Here is a 19,775-nt window from a genome sequence, read left to right on the forward strand (position 1 = left end):
CGCGCGGCGCCGTCCGGCCCTCGACGCGAACCACCCTTACACCGCGTGTGCTGCGGCGGGCGCTTCCGCACCAGGAAGCCGGCCGGCCTCGCGCAGCGCTGTACGCACCGTCTCGGGCGTGAACGGCGGCGCGTAGAAGCGCACGCCGGTCGCGTCGAACAGGGCATTCGCGACGGCGGCGGGCCCCGGTACCGACGCCGATTCGCCCGCGCCGAGCGGCGGCTCGCCTTGCCGCGGCATCAGCACCACGTCGACATCCGGCACTTCGTCGAACGTCAGGATCGGATAGCTTGCCCATTCCCGCGAAGCGACCTTGCCATCGGCAAACCGCACACGCTCCTTCAGCGTGCGGCTCAATACCTGGATCACGTTGCCGTGGATCTGGTGACGCACGCCGTCCGGGTTGATCATCGTGCCGGTGTCCTGGCCGACCGTCACGCGCTCGATGCGGATTTCGCCGGACACGCGATCGACGCTCAGGTCGACGATCCATGCGGACCATGCCGCGCCGAAACCGGGGAAGCGACTGTGCACGTAGCGCGCATACGCGACGCCGCGCCCGCGCACGACGCGCGATCCTTCGTGTTCATGGTTGCGGCCCGCGCGCGGGGTCCAGCCCGCGCGATCAGCCACGGCCTGCAGCAGTTCGCGCGCGCGCGTGTCCTTGAGATGCCGAAGCCGGAACGCGAGCGGATCGATGCCGGCCAGCACCGCGCATTCGTCGACGAACGCGTCGTGCGCGAACGAGTTCGGTAACGCCGACACGCCGCGCAGCCACGATGCGCGCACGAGCGGCGCGAGATCCTCGCAGACGAAGCGGCGGTTCGGGCTTTCATACGGCGACACGGCCGTGCGGTCGCCCATCTCGAACACGCGCGGCTCGGGTGCGATCGCGCCGGTCAGGAGCGTTGCGAGCAGCGGCGCGTCGTTCGATGGATAGCGCGTCGTGAAGTCGTAGCTCAGCAGGCGGCCGTCGCGCGTCACGGTGCCCGTCACCTGCATTAGTTGCCCGGCGCCCTTCGGTTCCCACAGATGTTCGTCCGCGCGTGACAGTTGCACGCGCACCGGACGGCCGACCGCGCGCGACAGCAGCAGCGCGTCGCCGCATACGTCGTCCGCGCCGTTGCGGCCGTAGCAGCCGGCTGCTTCCATTCGTACGATGTCGAAATCGGCTTCGTCTCGCGCCACGAGCGTCGCGAGGTCGTAGCGCAGCGATACGGGGTTCTGCGTGCCGGACCATACGGTGATCCGGCCGTCGCCGGGCGCGCGATAGTCGGCGAGCGCGCACGACGGGCCGATCGAGCCATGCATCTGGAACGGCCATGCATAGGTGCGCGACAGCGTGATCGTGTCGGGTTGCGTGCGTGCCGCGTCGACGTCGCCTTCGTCGAGCAACAAACGGCGTTGCGCGGGCGCGGCGGCGATCGCGGCCGCGGGCGTATCGAGCGGCGGCAGCGCGGGATGCGGCCGCCACGTGACGCGCAGCTGGCGCGCCGCGCGGATCGCGTGTTCCTCGCGCTCGGCCACGACGCCGACGAAATCGCCGATCGCGACGATCGCCACGGGCCCCGGCACGTCGGCGACCGACGCGCGATCGACGTCGACCAGCGACGTGCCGACGAACGCGCCGCTGTCGTGGCCTGCATACGGCGGCCGCACGACGCGGCCATGCAGCATGCCCGGCACGCGCATGTCGTGCACGAACGTGAGCTGGCCCGTTGCTTTCGCGGGCAGGTCGACGCGCGGCGACGATCGGCCGACGATCCGGTAGTCAGCGGGATCCTTCGTGCGGGCATTCAGGTCGAGCGTCAGTGCGATGCGGTGCTCCGCGACGAGCGCGGCGAACGTCGCAGCGTGCCCGTGTGCCGGCGCGGAGATCGTTCCGTCGTCGATGCTCAACTGCGCGAGATCGACACCGAAACGCTCGGCGGCCCGCATCAGCAATGCGTGGCGTGCCTGCGCGGCCGCGCAGCGCAAGGGCGTCGCGGAAATCTGGATCGTCGCGCTCGCGATGGTCGGACCCTGGTTCGGCGTCGCAGCCGTATCGCCTAGCACCATCGTCACGCGCGCGGGCGGCACGTCGAGTTCCTCGGCCACGATTTGCGCGAGCGACGTGCGAATGCCGGTGCCGAGGTCGACATGGCCGTTGAACGCGAGGATGCGTCCGTCGTCGAGAATCGCGACGAACACCTCGGGTAGCACCGGCACGTACGACGACAGGCTGCCCGGCTGGCCGGGCGCCGGCCTGGGCGGCGGCGCGGGCGGCCGGATCACGGTCAGGCAGCCGTCGCGCGCAAGCAGTTCGGAGCGGTTCACGATCGAGGTGTCCTGTCGGAGAGGGCGCGGCTGGCGGGCGCACGGGCTTCGGCGTGCAGACGCTGCGTGCCGCGCACGAGGTGACGGCCTGGGCTTGCGCGACGGCGCACGCGGTCAATCTAGGTCGCCAAAACCGCAGCGTCAATCGCACGCGGGTGAAGGGTGAGGGCGCGGGCGACGGCCAGGCCGCCGCCCGCGCAGCACGGAGTGGCGTGGCGGCTCAGCGCGCGTGCACGGTATCGATCGCCGCGATCGCATCATCGAGCGGCATCACGGCCGCATATTTCTGCTGCATGTCGAACAGGTTCGCGTCGTGCGGCGCGATCGCGCGATCGCCGACGCAATCGGCAAGCACGAGCGGACGGAACCCGTGCGACATCGCGTCGACCACGCTCGCGCGCACGCAGCCGCTCGTCACCGCGCCGGCAACGAGCAGCGTCTGCACCGCGCGCTGCGCGAGCCACGGTGCAAGCTGCGTGCCGAAAAACGCCGACGGCACGGTCTTGCGCACGACGAGTTCGCCGGCGGCAGGCGTGAGTTCGGGCACGATCGCGCTGTTCGGATGGTGCTCGGTCAGCGTCGCCATGCCGGGCACCTTCAGCGAGAACACGTTGTCGTCGCTGCCGTCGTCCGCGTACACGATGCGGCTGTGCGCGACCGGCCAGCCGCGTTCGCGCGCGAGCGCGAGCGCCCGCGTCGTGCGCGCGATCGCCGGCGCGATGTTGCCGCCGCCGAACGTCGCGGGATCGGCGAAGCCGACCACGAAGTCGACGATCAGCAGTCCGATGTTGCCGTGCGGCGGCAGCGGCGTGCCGAAACCCTGCTGGCGATAGACGTTCGCTTCGGCATGATGGGAAAGGTCGGTCATGGTGTCGGGCACTCGTCTGTCAGGCGGGTTGGTCGGTCACGCGGCCGTCGCGCACGACGGTCTCGCCGTCGAGCTCGACCGTGCAGCGGCGCAGCGGGATGTCGATGTGGCAGGTGGTCGTTCGATTGCCGCCGCCTTCGTTGTTCGGGCCGAGCGAGAACAGGAAGTTGCCTTCGAACGCTCGCGCATCCATCCCGATCGTCGCCTCGCGGTCGTACAGGCCGAGCGTCGACCAGCGCGCACGCGGCTGCAGCCCCCAGCCGATGTGCGAGATCGCGTAGCCTTCCGGGTCGGCGAAGGTTTCCATGTAGTCCCGCAGCAGATCGGCGTCGATGCCGCCTTCGATGTGCGTCGCGTAACCGCCTTCGACGGTCAGCGCGATCGGCTCGCTCACGTAGTGCTTCTGCGGCAGCAGGATGTCGCCGCGATCGATCACGATCGTGCCGCGCGCGGTGCGATCGTTCGGGTAGGTCAGCGCGAAACCGCTCGGCCAGTGGTCCCAGCGGCCCGGCGCGTCGACGAAGCCGTATTCGGCGGTCGGCGGGAAATCGCCGAGCGGGCACACGAGGGCGGTGCCGGCCGCGGAGGTCACGCGCATCTCGCGCGCGGCGGCGATTTTTTTCGCGGCACCGAGCACGCGCGTGCGATCGGCCAGCGTTGGCACCATGCGCACCAGCACCTCGGGCGGCTCGACCGCGAGCAGGATCTTCGTGCCGGACTTCAGGATGTCGTGCTGCTCGGGCGAGAACAGCAGCGTCATCAGGTCGAGCACGAGGTCGCTCTCGCGCAGCGCGGCGATTGCGGCTCGGTTGCCGGTCAGCGGCGTCGTGCCGAGATACGCGAGCGGGTCGCGGCTGAACGCCTTCTCGCCGTTCACCGGCGGCAGGTCGAGCCGGTTGACGATCGCGCCCATCGATTGCGTCGCGATCAGCGCGCACGACAGCGTCTGCGGGTGAGTGGCCGCGCTCGTCAGGATCGTGACGGTCTGGCCCGGTTCGAGGCGCGACAGCGTGAGCACCTGCTTCCACGCGTCGATCAGTTGATAGTCGCTGACTGGCATCGTCGGCTCCGGTAAAAGCGTGAAGGGAAAAGGGGGGGCGACGTGGAATCAGGCCGCGAGCGGCGCGCCGAGGAAGTCGCCGAAGGCCGCGTAGAAGCCCGCCGCGTTGTCCCACGGGATCATGTGGCCGGCGTCGGGCACGCGCACGTGCCGCATCGACGGTGTCGCGTGCTGCAATTCAGCGACGTCGTCGTCGCGCACCACGTCGCCGCGCTCGGCCGTGATCAGCAGGGACGGCACGGTCAGTCGTGCGGCATCCGCGTGGAAGTCGTCGGTGTGGAAGCCTTCGTACGACGCGCGCACCGCTCGCTCGTCGCACGTGTGCAGCCATTCGGCGCGCAATTGCAGTTCGGCGTCGGTCCAGGTCGGACAGAACGCGCGCATCCCTTCGGCGTCGGTGCCGGCGCGCGCGAGCGTCATCGAGTCGATGTACCACGGCAGCTTGCCCGGATAGTCGCGGCGGTTCGGGCCCGACACCGGCGGATCGACGAGCACGACCGACTCGAGACCGCCGATGTCGCGCCGCGCCGCGCGCGCGGCGATCCGCGCGCCCATCGAATGGCCGACGAGGCTCGTGCGCGGCAGGCCGAGCGCGGCGATGAGCGCCGCGACGTCGTCGGCCTGCGCGTCGAGGCCGTAGTCGAGCGACGGCGACGCGTCGGACAGCCCGCGACCGCGCACGTCGAGCACATAGGTGTCGAACGCCGCGCCGAACACTTCGCCGACGAAACCCCACGTGATCGCGGGGCTCGTGATGCCGGGAATCAGCACGATGGCGGGTCGCGACGCGCGCGCGCCTGTCGCGCCGCCGTAGCGCAGGTAGTGCTGGCGGATGCCGTTCGCGCGGACGTTTGCGCCGTACAGGAAAGTCGAGGACATGGAGAGGCTCCGAAGTAGCGGGGGGCTCAGTACGCGCCGGACAGCAGCGCGCCGGCGCCCGGCACGACCGGTTCGAGATCGAGTTCGCGCAGCATCGCGTAGGTCGTCGCGATCGCAGCCGTGATCACGGGCTTGCCCGTCATCGCCTCGACTTTCGCAACAGCCGGCAGCGACGGCATCTGCACGCACGCCGACAGCACGATCGCATCGGCGTCCTGGTACGGCAGCGTCTTCACGATGTCGGGCAGGCGTGCCGGGTCGTGGCGGCCGACGTCGAGGTTGTCGGGAATCTCGAGCGCGCGATACGCGATCACTTCATAGCCTTCGTTGCGGATGTAATCGACCACGAGTTCGGTCAGCGGCAGCATGTACGGCGCGACCACCACGATGCGCTTCGCGCCGATCACCTTCAAGGCGTCGACGAGCGCGCCCGCGCTCGTCAGCACCGGCGCCTGCGCGCCGTTGTCGGCCGTGTGTTTCGTGAGGCGCGCCTGCGACACGCGGTGATAGCCGCGGCCCATCGCCATGATCGCGACGAGGCACGCGTAGCCGAGCACGTCGACGCACGCATCGCTCAGCTCCACCGCGCAGCGGTCGGATTCGGCATCCATCGCCGCGAGTTCTTCCTTGACGACCTTCTTCATCCGCATCCGGCTCGAGTGATACGTGAAGCGCTCGGGCCGGATCGCCTCGCGCAACCGCAGCATCGCGGGAATCTCGGTTTCCATCGTCGTGTTGGAACTCGGCACGATCTGGCCGATGCGGTAGGTCTTGCTCATGACGGGAGGCTCCGTGTCGGTAAGGGTGGGGCGGCACGCTGGCGCGAGATCGCCTGATTTCGAGCAAAGTCTAGTGTGTACATTTGAAAATGGCAATGGATCAAAATGATCGCCGTTCGGCAATGATCATTTGTGAGTGCGTAAACTTGAGGGTGTATTGGTGTTTTCCCGGATGATTGAATCGCCGACAACAATCCGCTTGTTCTGAATAAATTGAGTGTGTACGCTATATAGACGCCATTCAATTCGCCCGTTCTCCGTGCCGCGTTCGGCGACGGGCTCACGATCAGGAGATCCGCATGAGCAAACCACGTATCGCAATCATCGGCGCCGGTCTCGGCGGCACGGCCGCCGCGGCGCTTCTGCAGCGCCGCGGCTACGACGTCGCGCTGTACGAGCAGGCGCCGGCGTTCTCGCGCCTCGGCGCGGGCATTCATCTCGGCCCGAACGTGATGAAGATCATGCGGCGCATCGGGTGCGAGGACGCGCTGGAGACGATGGGCTCGCATCCGGATTACTGGTACAGCCGCGACTGGCGGACGGCCGACGTGTTGTCGCAGATTCCGCTCGGCGACTACGCGCGCAAGACCTACGGCGCGAGCTACCTGACCGTGCATCGCGGCGATTTCCATGCGCTGATGACGCAGGCGGTGACGCCCGGCACGATCCGCTTCGGCAAGCGGCTCGCGTCGGTGGAGGACACCGGCGACGCGGTGCGTCTGACGTTCGCCGACGGCAGCGCCGAGACGGCCGACATCGTGATCGGCGCGGACGGCGTGAATTCGCGGATCCGCGAGCATCTGCTCGGTGCGGAGCCGCCGCGCTATACGGGCTACGTCGCGCATCGCGCGGTGTTCCCGGCATCGCTGCTCGGCAACAAGCCGTACGACATGTGCGTGAAGTGGTGGTCGGAGGATCGTCACATGATGGTCTACTACGTGACCGAGAAGCGCGACGAGTACTACTACGTGACCGGCGTGCCGCAGGCCGAGTGGCCGGAAGGCGTGTCGATGGTCGACAGCAGCCGCGATGAAATGCGCGAGGCGTTCGCGGGTTTCCATGCCGACATCCAGCATCTGATCGACGTGTCGCCGTCGATCACCAAGTGGCCGCTGCTCGAACGCGACCCGCTGCCGTTGTGGAGCCGCGGCCGTCTCGTGCTGCTCGGCGATGCGTGCCATCCGATGAAGCCGCACATGGCGCAGGGCGCGGCGATGGCGATCGAGGATGCGGCGATGCTCACGCGCTGTCTCGACGAAGTCGGCATCGGCGATCACGCGGGTGCGTTCGCGCTGTATGAGACGAATCGCGCGGCGCGTGCGTCGAAGGTGCAGCTCGTGTCGCACAACAACACGTGGCTGCGCACCAACGAGGATCCGTCGTGGGTGTTCGGCTACGACGTGTTCGACGTGCCGCTCGTGTCACCGTCACCGTCGCGCGGCAACGTGGCGGCCGTTGCCTGACGCGCGCGCGGTGTCCGCGCCGGATGCCGCGCCGCCATATCGTCGATCGACGCGGCGGCACGCGCGCATTTCGGCGTGTTATACGTCGGCGTTGCGCGCGATGCCGGCCGTCGCGAGTCGGCGGCCGTGCCCGCCGCCGGCCCCAGGCCTCGGCCCGCCGGTCTTCCGGCCCGCGCCCCGCATTCCGGATCCATTCATGTCCCATCCCGCTTCTCCGTCGCGGCCGCTCGCGTTTCGCGTGAACGGCACGCCGCTCACGTTCGACGCAGCCGCGCCCGACGCGCCGCTGCTGCTGATCCTGCGCAACGACTGCGCGCTCAACGGCCCGAAGTACGGCTGCGGGTTCGGCCAGTGCGGTGCATGCACGGTGCTGGTCGACGGGCAGGCGACGCGCGCGTGCGTCGTGCCGGCTGCCGCCGCACATGGGCGCGACGTGACGACGCTCGAAGGGCTCGGCTCGCGCGCCGCGCCGCATCCGATCCAGCGCGCGTTCATCGACGAGCAGGCCGCGCAGTGCGGCTATTGCCTGAACGGGATGATCATGAGCACGAAAGCGCTGCTCGACCGCAATCCGTTGCCGGACGATGCGACGATTCGCGACGCGTTGCGCTTCAATCTTTGCCGCTGCGGCACGCACCTGGAGATCATCCGCGCGGTGCATCGGGCCGCGCGCTATCTGCGGGATGACGGCGATGAAGCGTGACCCGAGCGTGCCCGCGCAGCCCGAAACCGATGCGGACGATGTGCGATGCGATGAAGTGGCGGCCGGTTCGGCGCGGCGTGCGGATGACACGGCGTGCACGCATCGCGGGCGCTACGAGTGGCCGATCGGCGATACGCGCGCGCAGGCGTCGTTCGATGTCGAAACAAGGACCACCGCCGATGGCCGGATGACGACGTGGCGCTATCGCGCGCAGGCCGGTGCGACGGCGGATGCGCGGCGCGCGATGGCGGAGGGCAGGGCGTTGACGCCATCTTCGCCGTTCGTCTATCGACATGCGCAGACGTCGATCGAGATGGCCGACATCCACAACGCGATTCCCGGCCATGCGCACGCGTTCGCGCGCGAATCGTTCGTCGACGAGCTGGCCGGTGCGCTGAAGCGCGATCCGGTCGCATTGCGTCTGCAGCATCTTGATGCGTCGCGCGATGCAGGGCCGCGCGAGATTATCCGGATGGTCAGCGAACGCGCCGCGTGGGGCGAACCGGCGACGGCGCACGTACCCGACCGCTTGAACGGACGCGGCTTTGCATTCGACGGGGCCGGTGCGCCCGACGCGTCGTCCGGGGACGAAAACGTGCAAGCCGATGCGGGTCGCGACAACGCCCCGCACTGGTCTGCGTGGGTCGTCGATCTCGACGTCGATCGTGCGACGGGCGAGGTCGCGGTGCGCCGCGTCGTCGCCGGACAGGGCGCCGGCAATCCCGGGCGGGCGTCGATGGCGGGCTTGCCCGCATGGCAGATCGAGGCGACGATTTCGCGCGTGATGGGCGCGCGGCTGTCCGCGCGGCCGGCGCATGACGAGACCGGCGGCGATGTCGCGCCGGATGCGATCGCGCATGAACTCGTCGCGTTCGACGACGCCGCGCCGGGCGCGGATCGCGCCCGCTCGCTGTCGGCGTACGATGCGCAACGGATCGAGCAGGCGGCCGCGCCGGCCGCGGCCGCAATCGCGAACGCGCTGCATGACGCGACGGGCGTGCGTTTTCGCGCGCCGCCGTTCGATGCCGCGCGCATTCGCGAGGCGCTGGCTCGGCCGGCACCGGTGGATTCAGGCGAGAGCCATTCCGGCACGTCGCGCCGTGCGTCGTCGCGCTGGCGCCGCTGGCTCGCTGGCGGTGGCGCGGGCGGGGTGATCGGCGGGCTGATCGGGCTCGCGTGCGCGATTCTGCCGGGCCCGGCACCGATCGCGCCGATCGCATCGGGCGGTGCGGACGGCGCGATGTGGAGCGCGGCGACGCTCGAACGCGGTCGCCTGATCGCGCTCGCCGGCGATTGCGCGGTCTGTCATACCGCGCCCGGCGGTGCGCCCAACGCGGGCGGTCTCGCGCTCGACACACCGTTCGGCACGATCTACACGACCAACATCACGCCCGATCCGGAAACCGGCATCGGCGCATGGTCGTATCCGGCGTTTGCGCGTGCGATGCGCGAAGGCATCGGCCGCGACGGCTCGCATCTGTATCCGGCGTTTCCGTACACCGCGTTCGCGAAGCTGAGCGAGCCCGACCTGCTCGCGCTCTATGCCTATCTGATGTCGCGGCCGCCGGTGACGCATGCACCGCCGAAGACGAAGCTGCCGTTCCCGCTCGACCAGCGGCGCCTCGTCGCCGGATGGAACTGGCTGTTTCACGACGCGCGGCCGTTCGCGCCGGACCCGGCGCGCTCCGCGACATGGAATCGCGGCAAGTATCTGGTCGACGGCGCCGCGCACTGCGGCGCTTGCCATACGCCGCGCAACGCATTCGGCGCGGAACAGGGCGGGCGCGCGTACCTGGCCGGCGGCGAGGCCGAGGGATGGGTCGCTCCGCCACTCGTCGCGTCGCCGGCGTCACCGGTGCCGTGGACCGAAGACGCGCTGTTCGACTACCTGCGCACCGGTTTCTCCGCGCAGCACGGCGTCGCGGCTGGGCCGATGGCACCGGTGGTCGCGGGGCTCGCGGCGCTGCCCGAATCGGACGTTCGGGCGATCGCGCATTATCTGACGTCGCTGTCGCCGCCCGTCGATGCGGCCGTGGCGGCCGACACGGCGACCCGCCGTGCGCACGGTGCGGAAGCCGTCGCGACGCTCGGCCTCGAGAGCGGTCGGCGCGCGTTCGATGCCGCGTGCGCGGTGTGTCACTCGGAATCGGGCGGGGTCGGGCATTTCGGCGTGCGTCCGCTGATGGGGCTCAACACGAGCGTCAGCCAGGCCGCGCCCGACAACCTGCTGCGTGTGCTGCACGACGGGATCGACCATCCGGCCACCGACGCGCTCGGCTACATGCCGGGTTTCCGCGACGCGTTCGACGACCGGCAGATGGCCGAGCTTGCCGCGTACATCCGCGCGCGCTACGCGCCCGGTCAACCGGCGTGGCGAAACCTGGAGGAAGCCTCGGCGAGAATCAGGCAGCACGCTCGCACTGACCGGCGCACGTGAAGAAGCAGTACGGCGGCCGGAGAAAAAGCGACACACGGGGCAACGCCGGGCGCGCCGCGGCCTCGTAAATCTTGCCGGGAGCACCCATCGTTTAACCATTCGAAACAATGTGTTCATCGAAAAGGGCATGATCTCCGGCAATCGGGCAGGCATACTGTCGCCTATGTTGCTCAATGCCGTCGAATCGACGTGCGCTTGCCCCCATGTCCATCCCTGTACCTTTTCGATCCCTGCGAGGGTTGACCATCGCGGCCGCTGCATGCTTGCTCGCCGCGTGTTCGACCGCCTCCGACGTGACCACGACGTCGAACCCGAACGTCTTCACCGTGACGACGCGCACGCTCGGCATGTCGACGACGTGGGCCGACGCCCATGAAAAAGCCGTCAACGAAGCGACCAACTACTGCACGCAGCGCGGCATGCGCGCGAGCCTGAAGCAGGAGTCGGTGACCGGCGGCCGCCGCGTCGACGCGCGCTCGGAACTCGCGTTCGAGTGCCATCCGACCTTCGAGACGGCGTCGAACCCGCGCGGATAAGCGCCGCGTCGCCCGCGCGGCCGTGGCCTCCACGTCCGTGCTGCTCCGGAAGCGAATCGACCCGCGATGCCGTTGACGGGCATCGCGGGCCGACGCACGTCCGTCGGTCGCGTTACGCGGGTTGCGCCTCGTACAGCTTCACGCACGCGGAGAAGTCCAGCGTGCCGAGCCCTTGCTGGCTCATCGACTGATAAAGCTGCTGCGCGAGCGCACCCATCCACACCGGCTGCCGTGCGCTGCGCGCGGCTTCGGTCGTGAGCCCGAGATCCTTCAGCATCAGGTTCGCGGCGAAACCGCCCGAGTAGCCGCGCGCGGCGGGCGCCGCGTCGTTCACGCCCGGGTACGGGTTATACGCGTCCGAGCTCCAGCAGCGGCCGGTCGACGTGTTGATGATGCCGGCCAGCACGGCCGGATCGATGCCGAGCGCGGCGCCGAGCGCCATCGCTTCCGACACGCCCATCATCGAGATCCCGAGCAGCAGGTTGTTGCAGATCTTCGCGATCTGCCCGGTGCCCGTGCCGCCGCAATGCACGACGTTCTTCCCCATGTCGAGCAGCACCGGGCGGATGCGCTCGAACAGCGCGCTTTCCGCGCCGACCATGAAGGTCAGCGTGCCGGCCTGCGCGCCGCCGGTGCCGCCCGACACCGGCGCATCGGCGAGCGGGAAGTCGCGCTGCGCGGCGGCGTCGGCCAGCGCGCGCACGGTGTCCGGATCGATCGTGCTGCAGTCGACGAACGTCGCGCCGGCGCGCGCGCCGGCCAGCACGCCGTCGTCGCCGAGATAAACCGCGCGCACGTGCTGCGCGGCCGGCAGCATCGTGATCACCAGCGATGCGCGGGCGGCCGCGTCACGCGGCGACGCGGCCGCCGTCGCGCCCGCCCGCACGGCGGTGTCGACCGCGTTCGCATCGAGGTCGAATACCGTCAGCGTGTGACCGGCCTTGAGCAGGTTGGCGGCCATGGGGCCGCCCATGTTGCCGAGTCCGATGAATGCAATTTCCATGTACAGGCTCCTGTGTCGACCGGACTTGGCGCTTTAGCGCTTAGTCCGGTCCCATGCTTTGCGGTCGACCGGACTTGGCGCTTTAGCGCTTGGTCCGGTCCCACGCTTCGCGCTCAGCTCAACGCGATCGTCGTGTTCACGCCGCCGGCCGTCGCGTCGTCGTCGAACCAGCGCGCGGTGACCGTCTTCGTCTGCGTGTAGAACTGCACGACCTGCTTGCCGTACGGGCCGAGATCGCCGAGCTTCGAGCCGCGCGAGCCGGTGAAGCTGAAGTAGGGGACCGGCACCGGAATCGGGATGTTGATGCCGACCTGACCGACGTCGATCTCGCTCTGGAACTTGCGCGCGGCCGCGCCGCTCTGCGTGAACAGGCCGACGCCGTTGCCCATCGGGTTCGCGTTGACGAGCGCGATCGCGTCGTCGAGCGTGTCGGCTTCGAGCACGACCACCACCGGCCCGAAGATTTCTTCCGTGTAGATCGACATGTCGGTCGTCACGCCCGAGAAGATCGTCGGGCCGACGAAGTTGCCGTGCTCGTAGCCGGGCACCGTCACGTCGCGGCCGTCGAGCAGCAGCGTCGCGCCTTCCTTCACGCCCGCGTCGATCAGCGACAGGATGCGCGCCTTCGCCGCCTTCGACACGACCGGGCCGACGTCCGTGCCGGCTTCCGCACCGGCGTTGACCTTCAGCGCCTTCGCCTTTTCGACCAGATCGGGCAGCCAGTCGCGCGCCTTGCCGACCAGCACCACGACCGACGTCGCCATGCAGCGCTGGCCGGCCGCGCCGAAGCCCGCGCCGACCAGCGCGTTGATCGACTGCTCGCGATGTGCATCCGGCAGCACGACCGCGTGATTCTTCGCGCCCATCATCGACTGCACGCGCTTGCCGTGCTGGCTGCCGAGGTTGTACACGTGCGTGCCGACGCGCGTCGAGCCGACGAACGAGATCGCCTTGATGTCCGGGTGCGTGCAGAGGCGGTCGACCACCGTCTTGCCGCCGTGCACGACGTTCAGCACGCCCTTCGGCACGCCGGCCTCGATCGCGAGCTCGACGAGCTGCATCGTCGACAGCGGATCCTGCTCGGACGGTTTCAGCACGAACGTGTTGCCGCACACGATCGCCATCGGGAACATCCACAGCGGGATCATGCCGGGGAAGTTGAACGGCGTGATGCCCGCGCACACGCCGATCGGCTGGCGCAGCGTGTAGGTGTCGACGCCGCCCGCGACGTTCTCCGCGAACTCGCCTTGCTGCAGCGTGCCGATCGAGCATGCGTGCTCGACCACTTCGAGGCCGCGGAAGATGTCGCCCTGCGCGTCGGGCAGCGTCTTGCCTTGCTCGGCCGTCAGCGTGTGCGCGATCCGTTCGAGATTGCGGCGCACCAGATCCTGGAACTTCAGCATGATGCGCAGCCGCGCGCCGATCGGCGTCGTCTTCCAGGTCTGGAACGCGCGCTGCGCGGACGCGATCGCGGCATCGACCTCGTCGAGCGTCGCGTACGGCACGCGGCCGATCACTTCCTGCGTCGCGGGGTTGACGATGTCGCCCCATTCGGCGCTTTGCGAATCGACGAACGCGCCGTCGATCAGCAGCTTGGCGGTGGGCAGGGCGAGGGTGGTCTGGGGAACTGCGGCGTTCATGGAACTCTCCGGAAACGGTGGTGCGAAGAAAATGGGTGCCCTGCGTCCGTCGCGCGTTCGGCCACGGCGGACGGCAGGTCGAATGGAAACCGGGTAAGGACGGGCCGGCTGGCGTCGATGCGTTACGTCCGTGCCGGACGCATCAGTGCGGTGCACGCGAGCGCGAACACGCCGAAGCCGACGAGGTACGCGATCACGTAGTGCGGCTGGCCGCCGCCCGCTTTGAGCAGCGACGTCGCGATCATCGGCGCGAAGCCGCCGCCGATCACGCCGGCGAGCTGCACCGACAGCGAGATGCCGCTGTAGCGGATTTCCGCCGGGAACTGCTGCGCGAACAGCAGCGACTCCGGTGCGTAAAGAATCGGGAACACGACGCCGAGGCCGAGCACGATCGCCCACCATGCGTACGACGTCTGCTGCGTGCCGAGCATCATGAAGAACGGCGCGGCGAACGCGCACATCAGCACGAGGCCGATCGCGAACATCCGGCGCTGGCCGATGCGGTCGCTCAGATGCCCGCACAGCGGCATCGTGACGAGCGACAGCGCCGCCCCGGCCGTGATCGCGTGCAGCATGTCGGCCTTCGGCAGGTGCAACTGCTGCGTCGCATAGGCGAGCGCGAACGTGACGACCATGTAGAACCACGTGTTCTCGGCGGCACGCGCGCCGACGATCGTCAGCACCTCGCGCGGATGGCGGCGCAGCGCGGCCGTCACCGGCGACTTCTCGGCCTTGCCCTGGCGCTGCATCTTCTCGAAGTCCGGCGACTCCGGCACCTTCGCGCGGATGAACCAGCCGAGGCCGACCAGCGCGATGCTCGCGAGGAACGGCACGCGCCAGCCCCACGACAGCATGTCGGCTTCCGGTAGCGCGGCCACCGCGGCCATCGCGACCGACGACAGGATCAGCCCGAGCCCGACGCCCGTCTGCGGCAGGCTGCCGAACAGCCCCTTGCGGCCCTTCGGCGCGTGCTCGACGGCCATCAGCACCGCGCCGCCCCATTCGCCGCCGACCGCCATCCCCTGCAGGAAGCGCATCGCGATCAGCAGGGCAGCAGCCCAGTAGCCAATGCGGTCGTACGACGGGATCAGCCCGATGATCATGCTCGGCACGCCCATCAGCAGCAGCGTGATCATCAGCATCGACTTGCGGCCGATGCGGTCGCCGAAGTGGCCGAACACGATGCCGCCCATCGGCCGCCCGATGAAGCCGACCGCGAACGTGCCGAACGCGGCGAGCGTGCCGACGACGGGGTCCAGCGACGGGAAGAAGATGCGGTTGAACACGAGCGCGGCGGCGGTGCCGTAGAGGAAGAAGTCGTACCACTCGATCGTGGTGCCGGCCATGCTGGCCCAGCCGGCCAGCAGGTAGTGCCTCGCGGTGCGGGCGGGGGCCGGCGTCGCGACGGCGGCATGCTCATCGAGGGTGGATTGCGTCTGCATGGTGTCTCCGTATTTATTGCCCGCGGCTCATGGTCCGCAGGTCACGGTCGAGTATAGTTATGCGCGGATCCACGATGTACCGACAAGAAAACCGGTTGGATGTGCATTTATGCATATCGACGGCCGGCCCGGAGACTCCTGCCCTTTTTCCCGCCGATGCGACACGCCACCGAGCCGGTTTCCGGCAACCTGAACTGGGACGACCTGCGCTTCTTCCTCGAAGTCGCCCGCACGCAGCGCGCGAGCGGGGCGGCGAAGCGTCTCGGCGTCGACTACACGACGGTCGCGCGGCGCATTCGCGCGCTCGAGGCCGCGATGGGCACGCTGCTGTTCGACAAGTCGCGCTCCGGCGGCTTTACGCTGACGGCCGAGGGGCAGCGGCTCGTCGCGTATGCGGACGCGATGGAGACGACCGTGCAGTCCGCGTGCGACCAGGTCGCCAATACCGGCGAGGCGCTGTCGGGCCACGTGCGGATCGGGTCGACCGAAGGGTTCGGCTGCTTTTTCCTCGCGCCGCAGCTGGCGCGGTTTCGCGTCGCGCATCCGCACGTGACGGTCGATCTGCTGCCGGTCCCGCATTTCGTCAACCTGCCGAAGCGCGAGGCCGACCTGGCGATCACGCTCGAGCGGCCCGAACGCGGGCCTTACGTGGTCACGAAGCTGTGCGACTACCAGTTGCGGCTCTATGCGACGCGCGACTATCTGGCGAACCACGCGCCGATCACGTGCACCGACGATCTCGCGCGGCATGCGTTCATCAGCTACGTCGACGATCTCGCGTTCAGCAGCGAGCTGCTGTATCTGGAGCGCGCGGTGCCCGGCGCGACCGCCGGATTGCGCACGACGAGCGTGATCGCGCAGGTGTTCGCGGCGCTGCAGGGCGGCGCGCTCGCGATCCTGCCGTGCTTCATGGCGGCCACGCAGCCGGCGCTGGTGCCGGTGCTGCCGGACGACGTGGTCGTCACGCGGTGCTTCTGGCTGACGTGTCGCGAGGACCTGCGCAAGCTGCGCCGCGTGACGGCGCTATGGGATTACCTGCGCGCGGCGGCGGACGCGAACCGGGCATTGCTGATGGGGGAGTCGGAGCAGGTGCGATTCGTCGCCGATTGAGCGCGGCGGTGCGTCCCGTGTCGATCGGTTGCGACGACGAACGCAACCGCGCCGCGTTGACGACCCGGACGTTCATGTCGTCATCGCCTTCCGGGCACGCGGCTGTGCGTCAACCCGGACAGCCGAGCCGATCGGCGAGTTCGTGCAGGTTCTTGACGTCGAAATCCCACGCGCCGTCGGCTTTCAGATCCGTCGTCTGGTTCGGCCCGTGTTCGGTCGGCCGCAGCACGAACGCGGTCGCGAGCCCGAGTTGCCGCGCGGCGGCCAGATCGCCGTTGTGCGCGGCGACCAGGCAAACCTCGGCCGGCTCGACGCCGAGAATCTCGACCGCTTCGGTGTAGACCTTCGGCGACGGCTTGTACGCGTGCGCGACTTCGGCGCCGAGAATCGCGTCCCACGGTAGGCCGCCGTGTTTCGCGACGTCGACCATCAGCCGGATGTTGCCGTTCGACAGCGGCGCGATGATGTAGCGCTGTTTCAGCCGCTGCAGCGCCGCGACGGAATCGGGCCATGGATCGAGCCGGTGCCACGCGAGGTTGAGCGCGTCGATCTCCGCGTCGGGCACGCCGTCGATCCCGTAGCGGTCGAGCGTGCGCACGAGGTTCTCGCGATGCAGCACGTCGAGCCGCACGTAGCGCCTGCGCCCGCTGCGGATTTCCTCCATCGACGGCGCATATTCGCGGCGCCATGTATCGGCGAATTCGAACGGATCGCGATCCGGCGCATGGCGCGCCAGGAACGTGGCGGCTTCGCGCGCGACGCCGTTTCTCCAGTCGACGATCGTTCCGAACACGTCGAAAACGAGCGCCTTGATGTCGGCAGGGTTCGTCATGGGATTCCGTGAAGGTCGGTCGAGGGAGGCGCGATGCGCGGCGTGGTGACAACGCGCGACGCCGGTTCGAACGACATTGAAGCACGTATCCGTGAACGTGGCTGGCCGTGTCGTCGCCCGCCCGGGCCGACCGGCGCGGGCGGGTCAAGTCACGCAACGCGCGCGTGCGGCTGCTGATCGACTTCCTCGCCGAACATTCGCAAGGACTGACGGCGGCGTAATAATCAGACGAATCGGGTTCCGGCGACAGGCCGGCCGCGACCGCGCGTAAGCCCTGATGCGCAGGGACGCGCAGGGTTGCACGGATTGGTATTAAATGTACTTTGGTGCGCATCAGGGGCGCACCCGAATGGGGACGCACCGGGGGCACGACGTAATCCCGGTGCGGAAAACGGCACGAAGCATCGCTAACGAATCGGGCGCATCAGACCCGGTCGAACTGACGGCAGGATTCATGTCGAATACCGAACCGCAAAGTTCTCGCTACAGCCTCGGCCTCGCAGCGGAAGTGCTCGCATCCGAGCAGAGCGTGCTGAGGCTGATCACGCGCAACACACCGCTGCCGGAACTGCTCGTCGAGGTTTGCCGGCGCGCCGAGGCGCTGCTCGGCGACGGCGCCTCGTGCACGATCCTGCTGCTCGACGCGGACGGCGTGCACGTGCGCGTCGGCGCCGCGCCGTCGCTTCCCGCGCAGTACAGCGCGGCGATCGACGGAGCGTCGATCGGGCCCGCCGCGGGCTCGTGCGGCACGGCGATGTACGAGCGCCGGATGGTCGCCGTCGACGACATCGAAACCGATCCGCTGTGGGCCGACTTTCGTTCGTTCGCGTTGCCGTTCGGCCTGCGCGCGTGCTGGTCGGTGCCGTTTCTGGACGAAGCGGGCACCGTGCTCGGCGCGTTCGCCGTCTATCACCGGACGCCGCGCCGGCCCACCGACACGGAAACCGACCTGTTGCGCGACATCGGCAACAGCGTCGGCCTCGCGGTGCACCAGGACTGGATCGCGCGGCAGCTCGTGCGTAGCGAGGAACATCACCGCCTGGTCGTCAACAGCCTGAACGAAGGGATTCTCGTCGTGTCGCCCGACGGCGTGGTGGTCGCGAGCAATCCGAGCGCGAACCGGATGATGCGCGCGAAGGGCGATCTCGTCGGCCGCCGGCTGTCGACGGTGATCCTGTACAAGCTGTACGAGGACGGCACGCCGATCGCGCCCGACGACTGGCCGAGCCGGCGCGCGTTCACCACGGCCACGCCGCAGCTCGACTACTCGGTCGGCTTCGGGCTCGCCGACGGCGACGTCATCTGGGTGCGCGGCAACGCGGTGCCGATCGTGAAGCCGGGCGAGTCGCAACCCGAATCGGTGCTGGTGTCGTTTCACGACATCGGCCCCGTGCGCGAGGCGCAGCAGCAGCTGCGCTACCTGGCGACGCGCGACGCGCTGACGGGCCTCTACAACCGGCGCTGGCTCTCCGACCGGATGCGCGAGCTGTTCGGTGCGCGCGATGCGGCGGCCGGGCCCGCGCGTGTCGCGATCCTGTTCATCGATCTCGTTGGCTTCAAGAAGGTCAACGACACGGCCGGGCACGACGCCGGCGACGCGCTGCTGCGCAGCGTCGCGGCGCGCCTCGCGGCGTGCGCGGGCGGGCGCCACGCGCTCACGCGCGTCGGCGGCGACGAGTTCGTGATCCTCGTCGACGACTGCGACGATCCCGACGCGCTCGCCGTGCTCGCGCGCGAGGTCATCGACACGATCGCGAAGCCGTTCGCGATCGCGAACAACGAATACTGGCTCGGCGTGTCGATCGGGATCAGCGTCGCGCCGCGCGACGGCGACGATGCGGCCACGCTGATGCGCAACGCCGACTCCGCGATGTACGACGCGAAGCAGCGCGGCCGCAACCACTTCACGTTCTTCACCGCGCAGTTGAACCTGCGCCTGCAGCGCCGCTTCGCGATCGAGCAGTCGCTGCGGCGCGCGATCGCCTCGGATGCGCTGCGGCTCGCCTACCAGCCGGTCGTCGACGCGCGCAGCGGCCGCACGGTCGGCGCCGAAGCGCTGCTGCGCTGGACGAGCCCCGAGCTCGGGCCGATGTCGCCGGCGGAATTCATCCCGGTCGCGGAAGATACCGGCCTCATCGTCGCGATCGGCCAGTGGGTGCTCGAAACGGCCTGCCGGCAAGCCGCCGAATGGCGCCGCACGATCGCCCCCGACCTGATGCTGGCGGTCAACCTGTCGCCGCGGCAGTTCCACGAGGGGCTCGTCGAGTCGGTCGACCGCTGTCTCGAACAGACGCGGCTCGATCCGGGCGCGCTCGAACTGGAAATTACCGAGGGACTGCTGATGAACGACACGGACACCGTGCTGCCGATGCTCGAGGCGCTCACGGACATGAACGTGCGGATCTCGGTCGACGACTTCGGCACCGGTTATTCGTCGCTCGCGTACCTGAAGCGTTTTCCGCTGCACAACCTGAAGGTCGACCGTTCGTTCGTGTCGGGCGTGCCCGATCATCGCGACTCGGTCGCGATCACGCAGGCCGTCGTCGCGATGGCGCATTCGCTCGGGATGAAAGTCACCGCGGAAGGTGTCGAGACCGAGGCGCAGTCGTGGTTCCTGCAGCAGATCGGCTGCGACATGCAGCAGGGTTACCTGTTCGGCCGGCCGCTCGATCCGGCCGACTACGCGCGCCGGCTCGTCACTGTCTAG

The 19,775-nt window shown here is 69.0% G+C and carries 15 protein-coding genes; 6 read left to right on the top strand and 9 right to left on the bottom strand.

Annotation, left to right across the window (positions count from 1 at the left end; all coding sequences use genetic code 11):
• Positions 1-36: 36 nt before the first annotated feature.
• The 5 genes from WS87_RS21145 to WS87_RS21165 form a co-directional block, all read right to left on the bottom strand.
• Positions 37-2,316, bottom strand: coding sequence for a xanthine dehydrogenase family protein molybdopterin-binding subunit (locus WS87_RS21145; protein WP_059818848.1), 2,280 nt, complete (start codon positions 2,314-2,316; stop codon positions 37-39).
• A 220-nt stretch (positions 2,317-2,536) separates the two neighbouring features.
• A complete protein-coding gene (locus WS87_RS21150) occupies positions 2,537-3,184 on the bottom strand; it encodes an isochorismatase family protein (RefSeq protein WP_059818849.1) in 648 nt (215 codons plus the stop codon).
• Positions 3,185-3,203: 19 nt separating this feature from the next.
• On the bottom strand, positions 3,204-4,244 hold the full coding sequence (locus tag WS87_RS21155; protein ID WP_059818850.1) for a hypothetical protein: 1,041 nt from the start codon (positions 4,242-4,244) through the stop codon (positions 3,204-3,206).
• A gap of 48 nt (positions 4,245-4,292) precedes the next feature.
• Positions 4,293-5,123, bottom strand: coding sequence for an alpha/beta fold hydrolase (locus tag WS87_RS21160; protein WP_059818851.1), 831 nt, complete (start codon positions 5,121-5,123; stop codon positions 4,293-4,295).
• A 26-nt stretch (positions 5,124-5,149) separates the two neighbouring features.
• A complete protein-coding gene (locus WS87_RS21165) occupies positions 5,150-5,902 on the bottom strand; it encodes a maleate cis-trans isomerase family protein (protein ID WP_059818852.1) in 753 nt (250 codons plus the stop codon).
• A gap of 299 nt (positions 5,903-6,201) precedes the next feature.
• Between WS87_RS21165 and WS87_RS21170 the strand changes: the two genes are divergently transcribed.
• The 4 genes from WS87_RS21170 (at position 6,202) to WS87_RS21185 (ending at position 11,041) form a co-directional block, all read left to right on the top strand.
• Positions 6,202-7,365 carry an FAD-dependent monooxygenase gene (locus WS87_RS21170; RefSeq protein ID WP_059818853.1) on the top strand — a complete coding sequence of 388 codons (1,164 nt, stop codon included), beginning with the start codon at positions 6,202-6,204 and terminating at the stop codon, positions 7,363-7,365.
• A 196-nt stretch (positions 7,366-7,561) separates the two neighbouring features.
• The gene (locus tag WS87_RS21175) at positions 7,562-8,068 is read left to right on the top strand and encodes a (2Fe-2S)-binding protein (protein WP_059818854.1); all 507 of its coding nucleotides are present in this window, start codon (positions 7,562-7,564) and stop codon (positions 8,066-8,068) included.
• The gene (locus WS87_RS21180; protein WP_059819631.1) at positions 8,058-10,505 is read left to right on the top strand and encodes a c-type cytochrome; all 2,448 of its coding nucleotides are present in this window, start codon (positions 8,058-8,060) and stop codon (positions 10,503-10,505) included. The genes WS87_RS21175 and WS87_RS21180 overlap by 11 nt, the downstream gene beginning before the upstream one ends.
• Before the next feature lie 203 nt (positions 10,506-10,708).
• Positions 10,709-11,041, top strand: coding sequence for a hypothetical protein (locus WS87_RS21185; RefSeq protein ID WP_059818855.1), 333 nt, complete (start codon positions 10,709-10,711; stop codon positions 11,039-11,041).
• Between the two features lie 112 nt (positions 11,042-11,153).
• On the opposite strand, the gene mmsB is transcribed toward WS87_RS21185, so the two are convergent.
• The 3 genes from mmsB to WS87_RS21200 form a co-directional block, all read right to left on the bottom strand.
• A complete protein-coding gene (gene mmsB, locus WS87_RS21190; protein ID WP_059818856.1) occupies positions 11,154-12,044 on the bottom strand; it encodes a 3-hydroxyisobutyrate dehydrogenase in 891 nt (296 codons plus the stop codon).
• A 113-nt stretch (positions 12,045-12,157) separates the two neighbouring features.
• The gene (locus WS87_RS21195) at positions 12,158-13,684 is read right to left on the bottom strand and encodes a CoA-acylating methylmalonate-semialdehyde dehydrogenase (RefSeq protein ID WP_059818857.1); all 1,527 of its coding nucleotides are present in this window, start codon (positions 13,682-13,684) and stop codon (positions 12,158-12,160) included.
• 122 nt (positions 13,685-13,806) lie between these two features.
• The gene (locus tag WS87_RS21200; protein WP_059818858.1) at positions 13,807-15,126 is read right to left on the bottom strand and encodes an MFS transporter; all 1,320 of its coding nucleotides are present in this window, start codon (positions 15,124-15,126) and stop codon (positions 13,807-13,809) included.
• A 156-nt stretch (positions 15,127-15,282) separates the two neighbouring features.
• Between WS87_RS21200 and WS87_RS21205 the strand changes: the two genes are divergently transcribed.
• A complete protein-coding gene (locus tag WS87_RS21205; protein ID WP_059818859.1) occupies positions 15,283-16,236 on the top strand; it encodes a LysR family transcriptional regulator in 954 nt (317 codons plus the stop codon).
• Positions 16,237-16,345: 109 nt separating this feature from the next.
• Here WS87_RS21205 and WS87_RS21210 read toward each other — a convergent pair whose 3' ends face one another.
• Positions 16,346-17,068 carry a haloacid dehalogenase type II gene (locus WS87_RS21210; RefSeq protein WP_059818860.1) on the bottom strand — a complete coding sequence of 241 codons (723 nt, stop codon included), beginning with the start codon at positions 17,066-17,068 and terminating at the stop codon, positions 16,346-16,348.
• 454 nt (positions 17,069-17,522) lie between these two features.
• On the opposite strand from WS87_RS21210, the gene WS87_RS21215 reads away from it, so the two are divergent.
• Positions 17,523-19,775 carry a putative bifunctional diguanylate cyclase/phosphodiesterase gene (locus WS87_RS21215; protein WP_059818861.1) on the top strand — a complete coding sequence of 751 codons (2,253 nt, stop codon included), beginning with the start codon at positions 17,523-17,525 and terminating at the stop codon, positions 19,773-19,775.

Origin of the sequence: Burkholderia sp. MSMB0856 (genome assembly GCF_001524645.2) — a bacterium.
In the GTDB taxonomy this organism is placed as follows: domain Bacteria; phylum Pseudomonadota; class Gammaproteobacteria; order Burkholderiales; family Burkholderiaceae; genus Burkholderia; species Burkholderia diffusa.

Coding starts and splice junctions, on each gene's coding strand:
- WS87_RS21150 (WP_059818849.1), bottom strand. CDS start 3,184: ATGACCGACCTTTCCCATCATGCCGAAGCGAACGTCTATCGCCAGCAG.
- WS87_RS21205 (WP_059818859.1), top strand. CDS start 15,283: ATGCGACACGCCACCGAGCCGGTTTCCGGCAACCTGAACTGGGACGAC.
- WS87_RS21165 (WP_059818852.1), bottom strand. CDS start 5,902: ATGAGCAAGACCTACCGCATCGGCCAGATCGTGCCGAGTTCCAACACG.
- WS87_RS21175 (WP_059818854.1), top strand. CDS start 7,562: ATGTCCCATCCCGCTTCTCCGTCGCGGCCGCTCGCGTTTCGCGTGAAC.
- WS87_RS21170 (WP_059818853.1), top strand. CDS start 6,202: ATGAGCAAACCACGTATCGCAATCATCGGCGCCGGTCTCGGCGGCACG.
- WS87_RS21200 (WP_059818858.1), bottom strand. CDS start 15,126: ATGCAGACGCAATCCACCCTCGATGAGCATGCCGCCGTCGCGACGCCG.
- WS87_RS21210 (WP_059818860.1), bottom strand. CDS start 17,068: ATGACGAACCCTGCCGACATCAAGGCGCTCGTTTTCGACGTGTTCGGA.
- WS87_RS21185 (WP_059818855.1), top strand. CDS start 10,709: ATGTCCATCCCTGTACCTTTTCGATCCCTGCGAGGGTTGACCATCGCG.
- WS87_RS21155 (WP_059818850.1), bottom strand. CDS start 4,244: ATGCCAGTCAGCGACTATCAACTGATCGACGCGTGGAAGCAGGTGCTC.
- WS87_RS21180 (WP_059819631.1), top strand. CDS start 8,058: ATGAAGCGTGACCCGAGCGTGCCCGCGCAGCCCGAAACCGATGCGGAC.
- WS87_RS21195 (WP_059818857.1), bottom strand. CDS start 13,684: ATGAACGCCGCAGTTCCCCAGACCACCCTCGCCCTGCCCACCGCCAAG.
- mmsB (WP_059818856.1), bottom strand. CDS start 12,044: ATGGAAATTGCATTCATCGGACTCGGCAACATGGGCGGCCCCATGGCC.
- WS87_RS21215 (WP_059818861.1), top strand. CDS start 17,523: ATGTCGAATACCGAACCGCAAAGTTCTCGCTACAGCCTCGGCCTCGCA.
- WS87_RS21160 (WP_059818851.1), bottom strand. CDS start 5,123: ATGTCCTCGACTTTCCTGTACGGCGCAAACGTCCGCGCGAACGGCATC.